The organism is Clostridium sp. UBA4395 (genome assembly GCF_002390995.1).
Taxonomy (GTDB): Bacteria; Bacillota; Clostridia; order Clostridiales; family Clostridiaceae; genus Clostridium_J; species Clostridium_J sulfidigenes.
The window spans coordinates 25,348-44,017 of the sequence record NZ_DGRF01000080.1; the positions used below are offsets into that span (position 1 = coordinate 25,348).

An 18,670-nucleotide genomic window follows, 5' to 3' on the forward strand; every position below is an offset into this window, starting at 1 on the left:
CAACCCCCAATATATACCTCTTAATACAGTACAATTTTAAAGGTATAATTTTAATTATATAAATCTCATCTATGAGCGTAAAAAAAGAGAGATTTCTCTCCCTTTAGCTTGTTTTAAGTACCTATTCAATAATTCTTCTGTAGCCTTTTGTGTAAGAGTTTTTATTTTATCACGACCTAAATCTTCTATAAGTTTAGATTGTTCTTCTTGGCTTAATTTAGACCATACAGAGAGTGCTGTAGTGTACTTTACTGTACCATCACTTATTAATTCTTGTAGGTCGGGTGATAGTGAATTTAATCTTTTCAATCTTTTTAAAGTTTCTACACTTACCCCTAGCTCTTTTGCAATATCAGATTGTGTTCGACGGTCAATTTGACCTTGGGAATTTCCTGCACTTCCCTGTCTTACTCCACACAATTTCTCATACTCACCAAACACTCTCCCTTGTTTAACTGGGTCGTTCTTTAATCTCCCAAAGTTTGTTGCAAGAAGTTTTTTAAGCTTTTCATCTTCGTCAATTAAATCTTCTTTAATGATTACTGGTATTAATTTAATACCTAAATCCTTACTTGCTTGATATCTTTGATGACCACTTATTATTGTCATGTCTGGACTTACTATGAGAGGTGTTAATATCCCATCTTCTTCTATTGATTTTTTAAATTTTATGTATTGCTCTCCTTCAATATCATCAAAAAATTCAGTATTTCTTGGATGAACCTTTAGAGTATTAATTGATATTTTTGTTATTTGCTCCATTTTCATTCTCCTTCTTATACGTTGTATTATTATGAAACGAAACAATTTGCTTGAAAAAAAGTTTCTTCATGTGTATAATATATACATAAAAGTAAATATATTTTTATTCGCTTTTAAATTATTAAGATATTGGGGGGATTTTTCATGAAAAAAAGATTTTTAAAAATTAGTGCATTACTATTATGTCTAGGTGTATCAATAACATCTTATTCATCATTAACTGCCTATGCTGAAACTCCAGTAGTTACTAATAGTTATGCTGAAGCACAATCCTACATTACTTCCGAAGAAGAAACAGTTTTACGTGAAGAGTTTGCAAAAGATGGAGTAGAATTAGCAACCATAGAAAAACTTATTAATAAAATAAAAAATGGTGAAATGTTGGATGCTGAAAATCCTGATAAGATTTCTAAAATTCCAAAAGACTATTTTATGTTTGAAAAGAGTAATAAAAGAGTTGCTAGAGAAAAGACTTATACATTCGAAGATGGCTCATATATAAAAGTAGAATCAATACCCACAATAAATACTAGGGTATCATTACAGGATTCTAAAATAAACAAAGGCTATCAAACTGACTATATAGAACGTAGTAATTATGCGACATTATATGTAGATGAATATATACAAGCAAAATATGGTACTGTAAGTAAAGTTGGCTTTTATTGTACATTTGGTTTATATAATCGGTCTAATTCAAGAATAGATAACGTTTATGATACTAGTGGTTGGGGACTTGGTTCTTGGGACTATGGTGAGCCAAAAATAATACATTCTACACAAAGTGGTTCAAGACCAGCATTAGCTACTGCTAGTGCTACTCAAAAAACAGGTATTGGTGATTTTGGTAAAACCAGTGGGTATACTTGTAAGCTTGAAGTATATAAAAGTACGTATACTATGACATTAACTAAAAATAACTAGAAAGATAGGTGATAGTTACTATGAGTGATATATTAATCACAATTTCACAAATATTTGATTTTACTATATGGTATATTATTTTATTCATAGCTATGTTTTTCATAATTAAATATTCAATTATAAGTGCCTTTAAAACTATGAAAAAGAAAAACATACTATAAAAAATAACGCATAGGATTAATTAATCCTATGCGTTATTTTTTATAGTATAAATTTATCATACCATCTTATTTAATTTCTTTTATTACTTTACTTATCTTTTAACTATGGCTATAACTTCTTAGTTTTTAATTATTAATATATTAATTATTAGGGTTACAAGCTTGTCATATCTGCCTAGAATATTAATGTCTTGGGGATATGACATATAGTTCACACATCCTATTTAAAAAAGAAAAAATAGGTTACACTCTCTTATTACAATACCATTTATTTCATGATATTGTAATAACAAAATATAACCCTATATAATGGAAGTAACTTTTTAAATTTTAAACATGACAAATAAACCTATAGCATATTTATTTTTAAAAATGCTATAATAGATTTAACAATTAATTTATTCTATTTAGTTCATGAGTCTTATCTATTTGCGGTAGAATAAGGCTCTCTTTTTATGTCCATCCGAGAAGTTTCTTCTCTAATTCTTCCATATTATAATCTCGTTGTTGATAGCTATGGAATTTATTTTTCTTTTTATTGTAATTGCTTTTAACTCTAGTAATAGTTTCTTTTACTTTAGTCACCCCACTTTCGATAATTGGCTTAAAAAGGGTATATAAATTAACATAACCTAAGTTTCTTTCTACTTTTACATAACCGACTTCTTTAAGTTTTTTAATACTTCTAGCAATAGTACGTGTAGATAGTTTCAACATAGTTCCTAAGGTCTTATAGCTTGGGAAACAAGTATCTTTACCGTTATAACAGAAAGTGCTTAAAGCCATGAATACAGCTTTGTCTGTGGTACTTAATTGTTGGTCTGCTATAACTTTAGTATAAATAGTTGTAAATCCCATATCATTTTTAGTTTGTTTACTCATTTTTCATCTCTCCCCTTCAATCACCATGTATATAAGCACTATGTTTAAAAGTGCTAATGTAATAGGTGGAACCTTTGCAACTATGAAAACTTATGGAAAAACTATAGATGATATGGTTATTAATGAGTGTACTGCTATGAAATCTGCCTTTGGAGAAAACCCTAAGCGAGTTTATAGTGGTAAAAAAGTTACTCCAAGTACTAGAATGGCTACTGCAGCTATCCTTCGTGAAAATTTAATAAAAGCTAAAAATTATGTAGAAAAACAAGAAGCCTTCAAAAATGGTAGTGATAAAGCTCCAGACTTTGACATGAAGTTAGAAGCCTTAGCAAAGGTCATTAGAAAGGAAATTCCATTGAAATCTCATGCTCATAGAGCTGATGATATTCTTACTGCTATTAGAATAGCTAAAGAATTTGATTTAGAGCTTTCTTTGGAACATTGTACTGAAGGACATTTAATAACCGAAAGCCTTAAAGATGAACATATAAAATCTATAATTATAGGTCCAAGCTTATCTGATAGAAGTAAAGTGGAACTGAAAAATTTAACATTTAAAACTCCTATGATTTTAAACAAAGCTGGAATAAAAGTTTCCATTATGACAGATCACCCCGTAATTCCACTTCAATATATATCTCTATGTGCTGCCCTTGCTGCTAGAGAAGGAATGGATGAAGAAGAGGCTTTAAGATCTATTACCATAAATCCAGCTCGTGCAATAAATGCAGATCATAGAGTTGGTAGTATTGAAATAGGAAAAGATGCAGACATTATAATATATAATGGACATCCTTTTGATCTTAGAAATACTGTTAAACTTGTAATGATTGATGGTAAAGTAGTTAAAAATCAACTTTAATTTATGTAAATAAGTAAAATATAACAGAATATTATTAGGGGGCATTCCTTATTTAGAATATACCTAGTTACATTGATATGTAGCTAGGTATATTTTATTATTACATATTCTACCTCTTCTCTTTACAATTCTACCATAACTTACATTTACAAATCTTAGGTTAATTTGTGGACTTTAGTTTTAAATTTTGTATAATACTAATTACAGCATGAAACAATCTTTTTATAGATAAAACATTATTCTTTAATCATTTTATATTGTATATATCAAATTCTATTTTATAAGAAAATATATACAAATTTTAAGGAGGTAAGATTATTGATAGATAACATTAAAAAGAATTTAATCATTATTCCTTTAAGTATTTTAGTATTATCAATTGTAGCTTTAATTTTATTAAATATAGGTGCAGCTACAATCCCCTATAAAACATATTCAGATTTTTTACTGGATTTAGAAAGTAATAATATATCTAAAGTATCCCTGTCTCAAACACCTAAAATTACTGTTATAGATAAATTGGGAAATAAATATTCTACAGATAATCCTAATAGTAATACTCTTAAAGAAACTCTTTTAAAAGAAGGTATTACAGTTCAAAGTTCTTCCACTTTACCAACAAATCAACGTATAGCAGTTATATTCCTCAGTCTTTCTGCTGTAACTACTATATTTATGACTATAAAAAGGAATAGTTCTGGTGGAACAATGACTTCTATTACTACAATTGATGGACAAAGTGTTTCTAAGGATAAATTTAGCTTTAACTCTGTAGCCGGTAATGATGAGGCTAAAGAAAGTTTAAAGGATATAGTAGATTTTCTTAAAAATCCAGAAAAATATGCTTCTTACGGCGCAAGAATGCCTAAAGGTGTAATTCTTTATGGAGATCCCGGAACTGGGAAAACTCTATTAGCAAAAGCTATAGCTGGTGAAGCTAATGTTCATTTCTATGCTGTATCAGGTTCAGACTTTGTTCAGATGTATGTTGGAGTAGGTGCAAGTAGAATTAGAAATTTATTCAAGAAAGCTACGACTCATGGTAAAGCTGTTATTTTTATTGATGAAATCGATGCTATAGGTAAAAAGCGTAGTTCTAATAAATCTGGTAATTCTGATGAAAAGGATCAAACCTTAAATGCTCTTCTAACTGAGATGTCGGGATTTAAAGAAAGTGAAGGCATTGTAGTTATAGCAGCTACTAATAGACTTGATATATTAGATGAAGCTCTTTTAAGACCTGGTAGATTCGATAGGCATATAGAGGTATCTCTTCCAGATATTAATGCAAGAGAAAAAATATTAAATCTTCACTTTAAAAATAAACCAGTAAGTGATATGAACATAAGAGATATCGCACATAATACAGCCTATTTTTCTGGTGCTAAATTAGAAAATTTAGTAAATGAAGCTGCTATAATTGCATGCAAAGAAAATGCTCCATATATCACTGGTGAACATATGGATAAAGCCTTTTCAATAGTAGTTGCTGGTCATGAAAAATTAGATAAAGATGCTCTTAAAGAAGAAGATATGAAAATTACTGCATACCATGAAGTTGGACATGCATTGATTTCCCACTTAAAGGTTCCAGAAGAAAAAATCTCTAAAATAACTATAATCCCTACCTCTAAGGGTGCAGGTGGTTACACTTTGACTATAGGTGAAGATAACACCTACCATAATCTAGATTATTTAAAAAGAAAAATCATGGTTTTATTGGGTGGAAGAGCTGCGGAAGAAATTATCTTTGGCGAAGAAAAAATAACTACTGGAGCCTTCAATGATTTAAAGAAAACTACCAATATAGTTAATAATATGGTATGTGAATATGGTATGGGAAAATCTCTAGGTCTTTTAAGACTTTCAGAAATGCAAGGAATACCTACTGATTATTATACTACAGTAGTACTAGAAGAGTGTAAATCTGTACTGGATGAATTGTATGAAGAAGTTAAAAACACCTTAAATAATAATTTAGATTTATTAGTTAAGCTATCTGAAGAATTACTTTTAAAAGAAACTCTATATACTGATGACATTCTTAATGTAATATATGGTAAAACAAGCTAATCTATGTACAATATTCTTTGAAACCTAGGGGTATTTCCTTAGGTTTTTATTTTAATGCTAATTATTGGTGTATCATTAGAATACTTGTACTTTTATATATAAAAAGGCATGAAACCATTTTAAATTTTTAGGTTTCATACCTTTTTATATTTTATATAGGTAATATTACATGTTATATACTAGATAAGTTTTACCTGAAATTAAAACTTATCTAGTTATATATCGTTTAAAATGCTATTATAGTTTAGATAGTTCTACTGCTAGTTTTGCTCCAACCTTAGCATTATTAAATACTAATTGAATGTTAGATTCTAAACTTGATCCACCTGTAATCTCTTTAACCTTAGAAAGCAAGAATGGTGTACTCTCTTTTCCTACTATTCCTTTCTCTTCCGCTTCCTTAACAGCTGTTTCTATTGCATTATTAATTGTATCATAATCCATTTCAAATTCTTCTGGTATTGGGTTTGCAACAACCATACCACCCTCTAAACCTAAATCCCATTTAGCCTTTAATGCTTTTGCAAGGATTTCTTCACTATCCACTTTATAGTCTACTTTAAATCCAGATTTTCTTGTATAGAATGCCGGTAATTCTTCTGTTTGGAATCCTACTACAGGTACTCCCTTAGTTTCTAGGTATTCACGAGTTAACCCTATATCAAGAATAGATTTACATCCAGCACATACTACAGCTACGTCAGTCATAGCTAATTCTTCAAGGTCAGATGATATATCCATAGTCTGTGCAGCACCTCTATGAACTCCTCCAATTCCACCTGTAGCAAATACCTTAATTCCAGCAAGTGCTGCAATAATCATTGTAGATGCAACTGTAGTAGCTCCATTTAGTTTATTAGCAACTATAAAAGGTATATCCCTTCTGCTAGTTTTTATTACTCCAGGAGTTTTTCCTAAAAATTCAACTTCTTCAGTTGTTAATCCAACTTTTAATTTCCCTTCAAGAATAGCTATAGTTGCTGGGATTGCTCCATTTTCTCTAATTATGCTTTCCACTTTTAATGCAGTTTCTACATTTTTAGGATAAGGCATTCCATGAGATATTATAGTTGATTCTAAAGCAACTACTGGCTTTCCTTCAATTAATGCTGCTTTTACCTCTGGGTTTATATCTAAATATTTTTCTAACATTATTTAATCTCCTCCAATTTTTTATTTATATTTTCCAAAGACATATTTGGATTAATAGTATCTTTATGAGTAATTGCCAGTGAAGAACAAGCTGAAGCAACCTTCAAAGTATGTATTAAATCAAAATTATTCATACTTGAGTATACTAATCCAGCAACAAAAGCATCCCCTGCACCATTAGCATTAACAACTTTAACTTTGGGTGGAGTAAATAATCCTTTACTTATACCATCATTATAATATACTCCTTCTTCACCTAGACTTATAAATACATTTTTTACACCTAAGTTTAAAAAGTAATCACTAACTTTTTCTACCTCATGCATAGTACTAATTTTCATTCCAGATAAAATCTCAGCTTCAATTTTGTTAGGTTTTATTGTATGAAACTTATGAATGATGTCCTTCACCTTAACTGCCTTAGATGATGATACTGTATCTAAGAAAAATTTTGTATTTTTAAAGTTATTAACTACATACTCTATTACTTCCTTAGGAATATTAGTGTCTATAATACATATTCTAGAACTTTCAATTACTGATTTTTTAGTTTTAATAAATTCTATTGTCATCTTATCATAGATATCCATGGATGAAATTGCTACCTTCATATCTCCAGAATAATCAAGAACAGACATATATACAGATGTAGATTCTCCATCTAATTTAAGGCTATGTTCTAAATCTAAACCAATTTCTCTGCCTTCATCTATAATCTTACGACCATAAATATCATTACCAATAACAGAAATTAGTTTTGTAGAAACTTCTAATCTACACAAATTTTCACCTATATTCCTACCAACCCCACCTAAAGAAAATTTTATATTTCCAGGGTTAGAATCATTAAGTCTTAACTCATCATTAGAAAATCCTACTATATCTATATTAGTTCCTCCTATTATAGACGCAAAATTTTCTTTACTCATTACATATCCTCTACCTGAGATGTATCCTTTTTTTATAAGGTTTCCTATATGTACTCCTACAGATGACCTAGTAATCTTAAGAATATCTGCTATTTCATTTTGAGATATTAAGGGGTTATCCTTTATAAGATTTAATATTTCTTCTTCTCTATTTGTCATCATTTTCTCCTCTTAATATTTGCTTATTTTATAAACATTTGCTTACTCAATTTTAGCATACTATAAAAATTAATGCAATAATATTTTATCCAAAAATTTTAATGCAATAAATTTATATTTATTTTTCCTCACTATAATATTCCTTAAAATTTGTAATTTATTACGAGTATGGAATTATATTATCTAAATTTATGTAAGTAATACCTTAATATTAGACAATGTATGCATTATTTTCTATTTAATTTTTAATTTATCCCCTATAGTTTTAATTATTCTTAAATCATATAAACAATTCAATATATTGCACCATAAAGATTTTCGAGTTATAATAAAGTTTGTACTATAGGAGTCATTAATACAATGTCTTTATAATTTATACTATAGGAATGGAGGAATATTATGGGACTATTAACTTTTAAACGAGGCATTCATCCGCCTCACGGAAAACATTTTTCAGAAAAAAAAGAAATTGAAACCTATCTTCCAAAGGGTGATTTAGTGTTCCCTATGAGCCAACATATAGGGGCTCCATGTGAACCTATTGTAAAAAAGGGAGATAAAGTTGTAGTTGGACAAAAAATTGGTGCAAGCACATCGTTTGTTTCATCTAATATCTATTCTAGTGTATCTGGAATAGTTAAAAATGTAACACCTATGCTTACGTCAAGTGGTTCAAAGGTTATGAGCGTTATTATTGAAAACGATAATATCTATGAAGAAATAGCCTATACACCACACGAAAATTATAAGAATTTATCTAAAAATGAGCTATTGGAGATAATTCAAGAAGCTGGTATTGTAGGTCTTGGAGGTGCATGCTTTCCAACTCATGTTAAGCTAAATCCACCAAAAGAATGCAATATTGATACTATTGTTATCAATGCAGCTGAATGCGAACCTTACTTAACTTGTGACCATCAGTTAATGCTACAATATTCTAATGAGGTAGCTGAAGGTTTAGAAATCCTTTCTCAAATGTTTCCTGAAGTAAAAATCTTCTTAGGTATTGAGAACAACAAAAGTGATGCTATAACAATAATGAAAGCAGTTGTAGAACCTATTAAAAATGTTGAAATAGCAGAACTTAAAACTAAGTATCCACAAGGTGCAGAAAAACAGTTAATCTATTCTGTTACTAAAAGAGAAGTTCCAACTGGAAAACTACCTGCAGATGCTGGTTGCATAGTTCAAAACGTAGCTACTATTTTTGCTATAAGAGAAGCAGTTATTTTTGGTAAACCTCTTACTGAAAGAATAGTTACTGTTACTGGAGGTGCAATAAAAACTCCAAAAAACCTAAGAGTTAAATTTGGTACAAGCTTGAGAGAACTTGTTGATTATTGTGATGGATTTAACGAAGAGCCTGTTAAAGTTCTTAGCGGTGGTCCAATGATGGGAACTGCACTATTTACTTTAGACATTCCTGCAATAAAAGGTACTTCTGGCATACTTTGCTTAACAAAATCAGAAGCTGTGCCTACTGTTGAATCAAACTGTATCAGATGTGGGAAATGTGTTAATGCATGTCCAATGTTCTTGCTTCCAAATAAACTTAATGCTCAAGTTGTAAGAGGCGATTATGAGAACTTTGAAAAGTTTGGTGGACTTAACTGCATTGAATGTGGTGCTTGTAGCTATTCTTGCCCTGCTAAGAGAAATTTAACTCAAACTTGCAAAGAGGGTAAAAAAACAGTTATAGCTAATAAAAAGAAAAAGTAGAGGTGAACATAATGTCTGGAAATTTATATAACGTATCAGTATCGCCACATATCAAATCTAAGGAAACAGTATCAACTGTAATGAGAGATGTACTAATCGCTTTAGTACCAGCTACTTTAGCAGGTATTTATTTCTTTGGGAAAGAAGCAGCCTTAGTTATGATAACAGCTATTGTTTCTGCAATGCTAAGCGAATACTTATTTAATAAAATAACTAAAAGACCAAATTCATTAAAAGATTTAAGTGCAGTTATTACTGGATTACTACTTGCTTTTAACTTGCCTCCTACACTTCCTCTTTGGATGGTTGCTGTTGGTAGTGCATTTGCTATCATTGTTGTTAAATGTTTTTTTGGCGGTCTTGGTCAAAATATTATGAACCCAGCCCTTGCTGGAAGAGCATTCTTACTTGCTGCATATCCAAGTCAAATGACTGAATGGACTATAGATGGTGTAACTAAAGCTACTCCACTTGCTATACTTCGTAATGGTGGTGGATTACTTCCTGATACTCTAGATGCATTCCTTGGTACTAACTTAGCTGGATGTATCGGAGAAGTTTCTGCTTTTGCCCTACTTATCGGTGGAGCTTATCTATTATATAGAAAAGTTATAACATGGCACATTCCTGCTACGTATATTGGTACAGTTTTTGTAATCACTACAGTATTAGGTAGAGATGGATTTATGCAGGGAAATGGAATATATGAAATATTTATAGGTGGATTAATGCTTGGTGCTATATTCATGGCTACTGATTATACTACATCTCCTATGACTAGAAAAGGTCAAATCATATTTGGTGTTGGTTGTGGTTTATTAACATCATTAATTCGTTTATACGGTGGTTATGCAGAAGGTGTTTCTTACTCAATCTTAATAATGAACTTATTAGTTCCAATGATTGATAAATGGACGAATCCACGTGTGTTCGGAGGTGCAAAATAATGAAAGAAAATTTAAAATTAGGAGGAATTCTGCTTGCAATTACTGCAATTGCTGGTCTAATCCTTGCCTTTGCTTATGATATTACTAGAGCACCAATTGAAGCTAAAGCTAAGGAGGACCAAGCTGCTGCTATGAAAGTTGTCTTAGAAGCAGAAGAATTTTCAGAATTAACAGATGGTATTGCCGATGAAAACGTAACAGGTATATTTCAAGCTAAGACTAGTGGAACTGATGCTGGTTATGTATTTCAAGTTAACTCATCAGGCTATGGTGGAAAAATTGAATTAATGGTTGGTATCGATGCTGAAGGAGCTGTTTCTGGTATTACAATTTTAAGTCATACTGAAACTCCTGGACTTGGTTCTAAAGCAAAGGATGATCCTTCTTTCGCAGCACAATATAAAGGGCTTTCTTCTGAAAAGGAACTTACTGTCGGTTCAGATATTCAAGCAATTACTGGTGCAACAATTACTTCTAAAGCAGTAACTACTGGTGTAAACACTGCTATAAATTACTACAATACAAACTTGAAAGGAGCAAAGTAGAATGAAAGAATTAGTTAATAGATTAAAGACAGGTATTATTACCGAAAATCCAGTTTTCATACAAGTACTAGCTATGTGTCCTACTCTTGCTGTTACAAGTAGTGTAAAGAATGCTGCTGGTATGGCTCTAGCTTCTACCTTAGTATTAATTGGATCAAACGCTGTTATATCTTTAATTAGAAAACTTGTTCCTGATAAAATCAGAATACCTGCTTATATAGTAGTTATCGCTACCTTCGTTACTTTAATACAGTTCTTATTACAAGCTTATATTCCTGACTTATATAAGTCTCTTGGAATATTCTTACCTCTTATAGTAGTTAACTGTGTTATCTTAGGTAGAGCTGAAGCATATGCATCAAAAAATAAAGTATTACCTTCAATTTTTGATGCTATTGGTATGGGACTTGGATTTGGACTTGCTATAGTTGTATTAGCAACCTTTAGAGAAGTACTTGGTAATGGAACATTCTACGGGTTACAATTCCTACCAAAATCTTATGTTCCAGCTATGGTTATGACGTCTGCTCCTGGAGCTTTCATAACTCTTGGTATACTTTTAGCATGCTTGAATCAATATAAGATCTCAAAAGCTAACAAATCTGAAACTACAAAATAAGGAAGGTGAAATTTAATGAAAGAATTATTTACTATATTTATAGGAGCCCTTTTAGTTAACAACGTAATATTAGGGCAGTTTCTAGGTATATGTTCCTTCCTTGGAGTTTCTCAAAAGACAGAAACTGCTAAAGGTATGGGTGCAGCTGTTACCTTTGTAATGTTACTAGCTACTCTTATTACCTTCGTGGTAAATAAGTTAATTTTAGTTCCATTTAAAATGGAATATCTATCAACATTAGCTTTTATCCTTGTTATTGCAGCATTAGTACAATTTGTTGAGATTGTTATTAAGAAAATCCAACCTGGTCTTTATAGATCTCTAGGTATCTTCTTACCTCTTATCACAACTAACTGTGCAGTACTTGGTGTTGCTGTTACAAACATAGATAAACAATATGGATTAGCTCAATCACTATCTAATACTATTGGGGCAGCTCTTGGATATGTACTAGCTATAGTAATACTTGCAGGTTTAAGAGAGAGAATGGAAGATAATACTGATATGCCAGCTGCTTTTAGAGGGTTACCAATTTCTCTAATAACAGCTGGATTAATGGCTATTGCATTCTATGGATTCAGTGGTTTAGTTTAAAGGAGGGAATTTAAATGGATTTATCAAATTTAGTATATCCAGTAGTCAGCCTAGGTGGTCTTGGATTAGTATTTGGGGCGCTATTAGGATATGCAAACAGTAAATTTAAAGTAGAAGTTGATGAAAGAATCCCTCTAGTAAGAGAATGTTTACCTGGTGCAAACTGTGGTGGATGTGGATTTGCTGGATGCGATGCTTATGCAGAAGCTGTAGTTATGGGTACAGCTGCAACTAACAAATGTAGCCCTGGAGGTGCTGAGGCAGTTGAAAAGATATCTTCAATTCTTGGGGTTGAAGCATCAACAGCTGAACCAATGGTAGCTTTTGTAAGATGCAAAGGAACTTCTGATGTTGCAAGAGAAAAATATAACTATATAGGAATTCTAGATTGTAACCAAGCTTCCGTAGCCCCTGGTGGTGGTTCTAAAGCTTGTGAATTTGGATGCTTAGGTCTAGGTTCTTGTGTGAAGGCTTGTGAATTCGGTGCACTATCCATAGTTAATGGTGTAGCTTCTATAGATGAAGAAAAATGTGTGGCTTGTGGTGCTTGTATATCTGCTTGTCCAAAAACATTGATTCATCTTGTGCCTAAAAAATCTAAGGTTAGAATAGATTGTAATAACAAAAATAGAGGTAAAGAAGTTATGGATGTTTGTGATGTAGGATGTATCGGCTGTGGTATCTGTATGAAAAACTGCCCTAAAGATGCTATCGAGATAGTAAATAATATTCCAGTATTTGATTACACAAAATGTGTTAGTTGTGGAATATGTGCAAATAAATGTCCAAAGAACTCCATATTAAACCTTAGAAAACCTGCATTAAAAAAAGAAGCAGTACCATCTCCTGCTAAGGCAGCTAATGAAGCTACTTCTTCTGAAAATAACAATGCTACAGTATAAATAAATTTAATTTTATGTTATAATATAGAAGGCTTTTTAGCCTTCTATATTTATTTGGAGGTGATTTCGTGCAAGAAGAAGGTATTATAAAGAAAATTAATGGAGATATAGCTACTGTTGCTTTTGTAAAAAAAGGTGGTTGTGGTGGTGGATGTTCCTCTTGTAAATCTGGATGTCCTAAAGATACTATATTGGTAGAATTAAAAAATACAGAGCACGCTACTGTTGGTGAAAGAGTTTTAGTATCAATGGATAATAAGGTTTTTAGTAACATGACATTTTGGGCCTATGCCTTCCCTACAATTATTACAGTAATTACTCTTATAATATGTCTATACATATTTAATAAGCTTAATTTAGCTAACTCTGAAGTATATTCAGTGCTACTAGCTTTAGTAGCCATGGTAATTTCTTATGTACTTAGTTCTAAACTAAATAAAAAACAAGATAAGTATTCTTTTAAGATGATTAAAAAGTTAAATTAAACTTTTTAAAATGTGATGAAATTTATATTAATAAAGATATATTTTACTATATAAAGTCAATAATATTCACATATAGATCATATAAAATCAATTATAACCATTAGGAGGTATAAAAATGAATATAGCATCAATGATTGATCATACTATTTTAAAAGCCGAAACAACCAAGGATCAGGTTATAAAAATTTGCAAAGAAGCAAAGGAATATAAATTCAAGTCAGTATGTGTAAACTCTTGTTATACTGAGTTGGTAGCAAAGGTACTAAAAGACTCTGGAGTACTTGTGTGCACAGTGGTAGGTTTCCCTCTAGGCGCTATGGATACTAAATCTAAGGCTTTCGAAACAGCTAGAGCTATCGAACTTGGAGCAAATGAAATAGACATGGTTATCAACGTAGGAGCTTTAAAAGATAAGGATTACGATTTTGTGAGAAATGATATAAAAGAAATTGTTGATACCGCTAAAGGAAAGGCTATAGTTAAAGTTATTTTAGAAACCTGCCTATTAACTGAAGAAGAAAAAATCAAGGCTTGTGAATTATCACAAGAAGCAGGTGCAGACTTTGTAAAAACTTCAACCGGATTTAGTACAGGTGGAGCAACTCCTGAAGATATTACTCTAATGAGAAAGGTTGTTGGACCTAATATGGGAGTAAAAGCTTCTGGTGGTGTTCGTACTACTGAAGATGCAATTAAGGTTATAAATGCTGGTGCAAATAGACTTGGTGCCAGTGCATCTATAGCAATTGTAAACAATTTATGTAATTCAGATTCTGACTATTAGAATTTATTTTCATTTTACAAATTAATTAAAATAAATTTTATAAATAGGAACACCTCTGTAAATCCCAGAAGTGTTCCTATTTATTTTTCGACTTTTTTGTTAAGTTCTTGTTAAGAACACTAATTTTGTTAAAGCTTTGTCGTATATATTGAAATTAGTCACAGTATTCTATGTGTTTACATTGGTTTCTATGTAGGAATTAATTTTTCAGTATATCCATTATACAAATTTGTAGCTACAGATATAATTAAATATAACTTTATGGCTTTTGTAACTGTAGGATTAATCCTACTACTTACCCTTACTGGATGGGACAAATTTATTCCTAAATTTGATCTACTAACAGAACCTGCTGTTAGATTAAAAAAGAAATAAACATATAACATTGATAAGGATGTATTTGTATAAAATAAGTAAATAATTCTTAAAAGATGCTATATATATTACAAAATATTAATAGCATCTTTTTTATAATATATGTTATTTTTTTAACATATAACTTGAAACATTCTTTAATACTTCAAGTTATAAATACTAAAATGTAAATTTTATTTATAATATTATTTATATACTAAATTTTTCGAAATTAATTTTAGTAAACATTTACATGAAATATATGCAAATATTTTTATTTTCAATATTGTTTCTACCTATTTCTACTTTTTAATTTATCGTTTTCATTAATTAACTCAATATTTTTAATTTTTTTATAAAAAGTTCTAAAATTTATGTATTTTTTCTGGGAAAACACTTGATATTTTTTTGAAAAGGTTTTAAACTAGTAATGTGAAAATAATGGTTAAAAAAATAACTATATTTTCATTTTAATTAATTTATAGGGGGATCATAAATGAAATTTTTAAAAGGATTTTTAAAGTTTGTACCAATCTTTGTATTGGCAGGTCTAATGATGCTTAAGGTTAATGTACTTACGGCAGCACCTATAGCAACAATAGTTGCTTGCCTTGTAGCCTACATCACAGAAAAAATTAAACTGAATGAACTTATCGATGCTTCCATCGATAATGTAAAGGGGCTTATTTTAGTATTCTTTATACTAATGTTTGCCTACGCAATGGCAAATGCATTTATGTCAACTGGAGTTGGTGCTTCTATAGTTAACATAGCATTATCTCTTGGAGTAAATGCAAGAAGTGTTGCTGTATGTGGCTTCTTAGTAACTGGTATACTTTCCGTTGCTACTGGTACCTCTTGGGGAACCTTTGCTGCATGTGCTCCTATCTTCTTATGGCTTAACCACATATTAGGAGGAAATATTCTTCTTACTACAGCTTCAATAGCTGGTGGTGCTTGCTTTGGAGACAATATTGGTCTTATTTCCGATACTACAGTTGTAAGTTCTGGTATTCAAAAGGTTGAGATACTTGAAAGAGTAAAATCTCAAGTTGTTTGGTCTGTCCTTTGTCTTGTTGTGTCTGCAATTATTATTTATGGTATGAGTGTAGCACTGAAACTGCCTACAGAAGCTGCTAATACTGCACTAGCAATTGAGTCTATTCCAGCAGAGGCATGGTCTGCTATTGAAGCTCAAAAGCCTGCAGCTGTTGAACTTTTAAATCAAGTTAAAAATGGAGTACCTGTCTATATGGTAATTCCGCTATTACTTGTTATAGGTGTCGCTGTTACAGGTGTACCTACTCTACTTTGTTTGTTCCTAGGAATTATTTCTTCTTATATCCTTGGTTCCTTTGCAGGAACAGTAGAAAGCCTACCAGTTTTCTTAGGATTAGTTCAAAGTGGATTTAGCGAGGCTGGTTCTTGGGTTATAGTAATGATGATGTGGGTTGGTGCCTTTGGTGGTATCATGGCTAAAATGGATGCCTTTGCTCCACTATCAGCTCTTGTTTTAAAAATATCTAAAAATGTAAAACAGTTAATGTTCTGGAATGGTGTTTTAAGTATAGGTGGTAATGCTGCTCTTTCTGATGAAATGGCTCAAATAGTAACTATTGGACCTATTATTAAAGAATTAGTTGATAAAAATGTTGAAGGAAGCGAAGAAGATCTTTACAAGCTTCGTCTTAGAAATGCTACCTTCTCAAGTTCATTAGGTGTTTTTGGATCTCAATTAATTCCTTGGCATGTATACATAGGATTCTATGTAGGAATACTTTCTTCAGTATATCCATTACATACATTTATAGCTACAGATATTATTAAATATAATGTCATGGCTTTTGTAACCGTAATTTCATTACTTCTTCTTACTATTACTGGATGGGATAGATTCATTCCTAATTTTGGTTTACCAAGGGAACCTAAAGTTAAACTTAAGAATCAAACTTCTGAGGCCAATTCTGATAAAGAAATTTGTGCATAATAAATAAAAAAATCTCACAATAGTTAATAATTATTGTGAGATTTTTTTATATGATAATTATACAAATTAAAACCAATTCCATAAATTTCATATGCATTTACTAATAATACCCATAAAACCCTTTACACATAATAACAATTATCCTTTTATAATACATATATTAACAATTACTCCTAAACTTCTACATTAAATTATTTAATTTATGTGTTTTTTCTGAAAAATACTTGATATTTTTGAGAAAACGTTTTAAACTAATTTTATAGTAAGACTAGTTAAATAAATAACTAGTTTTTCTTGTAAATTTTTTATAGGGGGATATAAAAATGAAATTTTTAAAAGCAACCTTTAAGTTTGTACCAATATTTGTATTGGCAGGACTTATGATGATGGAGGTAAATGTACTTACAGCTGCTCCAATAGCAACTATATTTGCATGTGTTGTAGCCTACATCACAGAAAAAGTTAAATTCAGTGATCTTATCGATGCAGCAGTCGATAATGTAAAGGAACTTATTTTAGTATTTTTTATACTGATGTTTGCCTATGCAATGGCAAATTCTTTCATGTCAACAGGAGTTGGTGCTTCTATAGTTAATATGGCTCTATCTCTTGGATTAAATGCAAGAACCGTTGCTGTATGTGGCTTCTTAGTAACTGCTATTCTTTCAGTTGCAACTGGAACTTCTTGGGGAACATTTGCTGCATGTGCACCTATCTTTTTATGGCTTAACCATATAGTTGGAGGAAATATTCTTCTTACTGCAGCTTCAATAGCTGGTGGTGCTTGTTTCGGTGACAATATTGGTCTTATTTCTGATACAACAGTTGTAAGTTCTGGTATTCAAAAAGTTGAGGTTATTGATAGAATCAGAACTCAAGGAGTTTGGTCAGTAACATGTCTTATTATAACTGCAATTATTATCTTTATTGTTAGCTTAGCTATGAAACTGCCTACAGATGTAGCTAATGCAAAATTAGCTATCGATGCTATTCCAGCAGAAGCATGGTCTGCTATCGAGGCTAAAAAACCAGCAGCTGTTGAACTTTTAAATCAAGTTAAACATGGAGTTCCTTTCTATATGGTAATTCCTCTTATACTTGTTATAGCTGCAGCTATCATGGGAGTACCTACTCTACTATGTTTATTCTTAGGAATCGCTTCTTCATTTATTTTCGGTTCTTTTGCAGGAACTGTAGAAAGCTTATCTTCTTTCCTAGGTTTAGTTGAAAGTGGATTTGGTGAGGCTGGTTCTTGGGTTATAGTAATGATGATGTGGGTTGGTGCCTTTGGTGGCGTCATGGCTAAAATGGATGCTTTTGCTCCAATATCAGCTCTTGTTCTAAAAATATCTGGAAATGTAAGACAATTAATGTTCTGGAATGGTGTTTTATGTATAGGTGGTAACGCTGCCCTTGCTGATGAAATGGCTCAAATAGTAACTATTGGACCTATCATTAAAGAATTAGTTGATAAAAACGTTGAGGGAAGCCAAGAAGATATGTATAAACTATATCTTAGAAATGCAACCTTTGGTGATGCTCTTGGAGTATTTGGATCTCAATTAATTCCTTGGCATGTATATATAGGATTCTATGTAGGAATTGCTTCAGCAGTATATCCATTACACCAATTTGCAGCTTTGGATATAATTAAATTTAACTTTATGGCATTCGTAGCTGTAATTTCAATCCTATTACTTACTCTAACTGGATGGGATAGATTTATTCCTAAGTTTGGTTTACCAAGTGAACCAACTGTTAGACTTAAAAAAGGAAATAAAAACTTAAATGCTGATAAAAATACAGCAATATAAATAAATAAAAAGATAA

Annotated in this window: 17 protein-coding genes; 13 read left to right on the top strand and 4 right to left on the bottom strand. The window is 31.1% G+C overall.

Annotated features, from left to right (window positions below; genetic code table 11):
* Window positions 1–69: 69 nt before the first annotated feature.
* Window positions 70–762 carry a ParB/RepB/Spo0J family partition protein gene (locus B2694_RS15305; protein ID WP_346886479.1) on the bottom strand — a complete coding sequence of 231 codons (693 nt, stop codon included), beginning with the start codon at window positions 760–762 and terminating at the stop codon, window positions 70–72.
* 144 nt (window positions 763–906) lie between these two features.
* Here B2694_RS15305 and B2694_RS15310 point away from each other — a divergent pair, with 144 nt between their 5' ends.
* Window positions 907–1,686: a hypothetical protein gene (locus B2694_RS15310; RefSeq protein ID WP_346886480.1), complete on the top strand. Its 780-nt coding sequence runs from the start codon at window positions 907–909 to the stop codon at window positions 1,684–1,686.
* 614 nt (window positions 1,687–2,300) lie between these two features.
* Here B2694_RS15310 and B2694_RS15315 read toward each other — a convergent pair.
* Window positions 2,301–2,729, bottom strand: a complete 429-nt coding sequence (locus B2694_RS15315; protein WP_346886481.1) for a helix-turn-helix domain-containing protein — start codon at window positions 2,727–2,729, stop codon at window positions 2,301–2,303.
* Window positions 2,730–2,754: 25 nt separating this feature from the next.
* On the opposite strand from B2694_RS15315, the gene B2694_RS15320 reads away from it, so the two are divergent.
* Together B2694_RS15320 and B2694_RS15325 are read left to right on the top strand one after the other, a co-directional pair.
* Window positions 2,755–3,591, top strand: a complete 837-nt coding sequence (locus B2694_RS15320; RefSeq protein WP_346886482.1) for an amidohydrolase family protein — start codon at window positions 2,755–2,757, stop codon at window positions 3,589–3,591.
* A 321-nt stretch (window positions 3,592–3,912) separates the two neighbouring features.
* The gene (locus tag B2694_RS15325; RefSeq protein WP_346886498.1) at window positions 3,913–5,664 is read left to right on the top strand and encodes an ATP-dependent metallopeptidase FtsH/Yme1/Tma family protein; all 1,752 of its coding nucleotides are present in this window, start codon (window positions 3,913–3,915) and stop codon (window positions 5,662–5,664) included.
* 237 nt (window positions 5,665–5,901) lie between these two features.
* Here the strand turns inward: B2694_RS15325 and B2694_RS15330 are convergent, their stop codons facing one another.
* Together B2694_RS15330 and B2694_RS15335 are read right to left on the bottom strand one after the other, a co-directional pair.
* Window positions 5,902–6,816 (bottom strand): pseudouridine-5'-phosphate glycosidase, encoded by a 915-nt coding sequence (locus B2694_RS15330; RefSeq protein ID WP_346886483.1) that lies wholly within the window; start codon window positions 6,814–6,816, stop codon window positions 5,902–5,904.
* Entirely contained in the window at window positions 6,816–7,904 is a 1,089-nt protein-coding gene (locus tag B2694_RS15335) for a PfkB family carbohydrate kinase (RefSeq protein ID WP_346886499.1), read from the bottom strand. Before B2694_RS15335 ends, B2694_RS15330 begins: the two co-directional genes overlap by 1 nt.
* 399 nt (window positions 7,905–8,303) lie before the next feature.
* Between B2694_RS15335 and rsxC the strand changes: the two genes are divergently transcribed.
* From rsxC to B2694_RS15385, 10 genes are all read left to right on the top strand, one after another.
* Window positions 8,304–9,623: an electron transport complex subunit RsxC gene (gene rsxC, locus B2694_RS15340; RefSeq protein ID WP_346886484.1), complete on the top strand. Its 1,320-nt coding sequence runs from the start codon at window positions 8,304–8,306 to the stop codon at window positions 9,621–9,623.
* An 11-nt stretch (window positions 9,624–9,634) separates the two neighbouring features.
* Window positions 9,635–10,570 carry an RnfABCDGE type electron transport complex subunit D gene (locus tag B2694_RS15345; protein ID WP_346886485.1) on the top strand — a complete coding sequence of 312 codons (936 nt, stop codon included), beginning with the start codon at window positions 9,635–9,637 and terminating at the stop codon, window positions 10,568–10,570.
* Complete coding sequence (locus tag B2694_RS15350; protein ID WP_346846544.1) at window positions 10,570–11,115, top strand: RnfABCDGE type electron transport complex subunit G; 546 nt, start codon at window positions 10,570–10,572, stop codon at window positions 11,113–11,115. The genes B2694_RS15345 and B2694_RS15350 overlap by 1 nt, the downstream gene beginning before the upstream one ends.
* A gap of 1 nt (window position 11,116) precedes the next feature.
* The gene (locus B2694_RS15355; protein WP_346886486.1) at window positions 11,117–11,734 is read left to right on the top strand and encodes an electron transport complex subunit E; all 618 of its coding nucleotides are present in this window, start codon (window positions 11,117–11,119) and stop codon (window positions 11,732–11,734) included.
* A 15-nt stretch (window positions 11,735–11,749) separates the two neighbouring features.
* On the top strand, window positions 11,750–12,328 hold the full coding sequence (locus B2694_RS15360; RefSeq protein ID WP_035133663.1) for an electron transport complex protein RnfA: 579 nt from the start codon (window positions 11,750–11,752) through the stop codon (window positions 12,326–12,328).
* Between the two features lie 14 nt (window positions 12,329–12,342).
* Window positions 12,343–13,230: an RnfABCDGE type electron transport complex subunit B gene (rnfB, locus tag B2694_RS15365; RefSeq protein ID WP_346886487.1), complete on the top strand. Its 888-nt coding sequence runs from the start codon at window positions 12,343–12,345 to the stop codon at window positions 13,228–13,230.
* Between the two features lie 68 nt (window positions 13,231–13,298).
* Window positions 13,299–13,715 carry a SoxR reducing system RseC family protein gene (locus B2694_RS15370; RefSeq protein WP_035133667.1) on the top strand — a complete coding sequence of 139 codons (417 nt, stop codon included), beginning with the start codon at window positions 13,299–13,301 and terminating at the stop codon, window positions 13,713–13,715.
* 115 nt (window positions 13,716–13,830) lie between these two features.
* On the top strand, window positions 13,831–14,499 hold the full coding sequence (gene deoC / locus B2694_RS15375) for a deoxyribose-phosphate aldolase (RefSeq protein WP_346886488.1): 669 nt from the start codon (window positions 13,831–13,833) through the stop codon (window positions 14,497–14,499).
* An 850-nt stretch (window positions 14,500–15,349) separates the two neighbouring features.
* On the top strand, window positions 15,350–16,840 hold the full coding sequence (locus B2694_RS15380; protein WP_346886489.1) for a Na+/H+ antiporter NhaC family protein: 1,491 nt from the start codon (window positions 15,350–15,352) through the stop codon (window positions 16,838–16,840).
* 323 nt (window positions 16,841–17,163) lie between these two features.
* Window positions 17,164–18,654, top strand: coding sequence for a Na+/H+ antiporter NhaC family protein (locus B2694_RS15385; RefSeq protein ID WP_346886490.1), 1,491 nt, complete (start codon window positions 17,164–17,166; stop codon window positions 18,652–18,654).
* The last annotated feature ends 16 nt before the right edge of the window (window positions 18,655–18,670 follow it).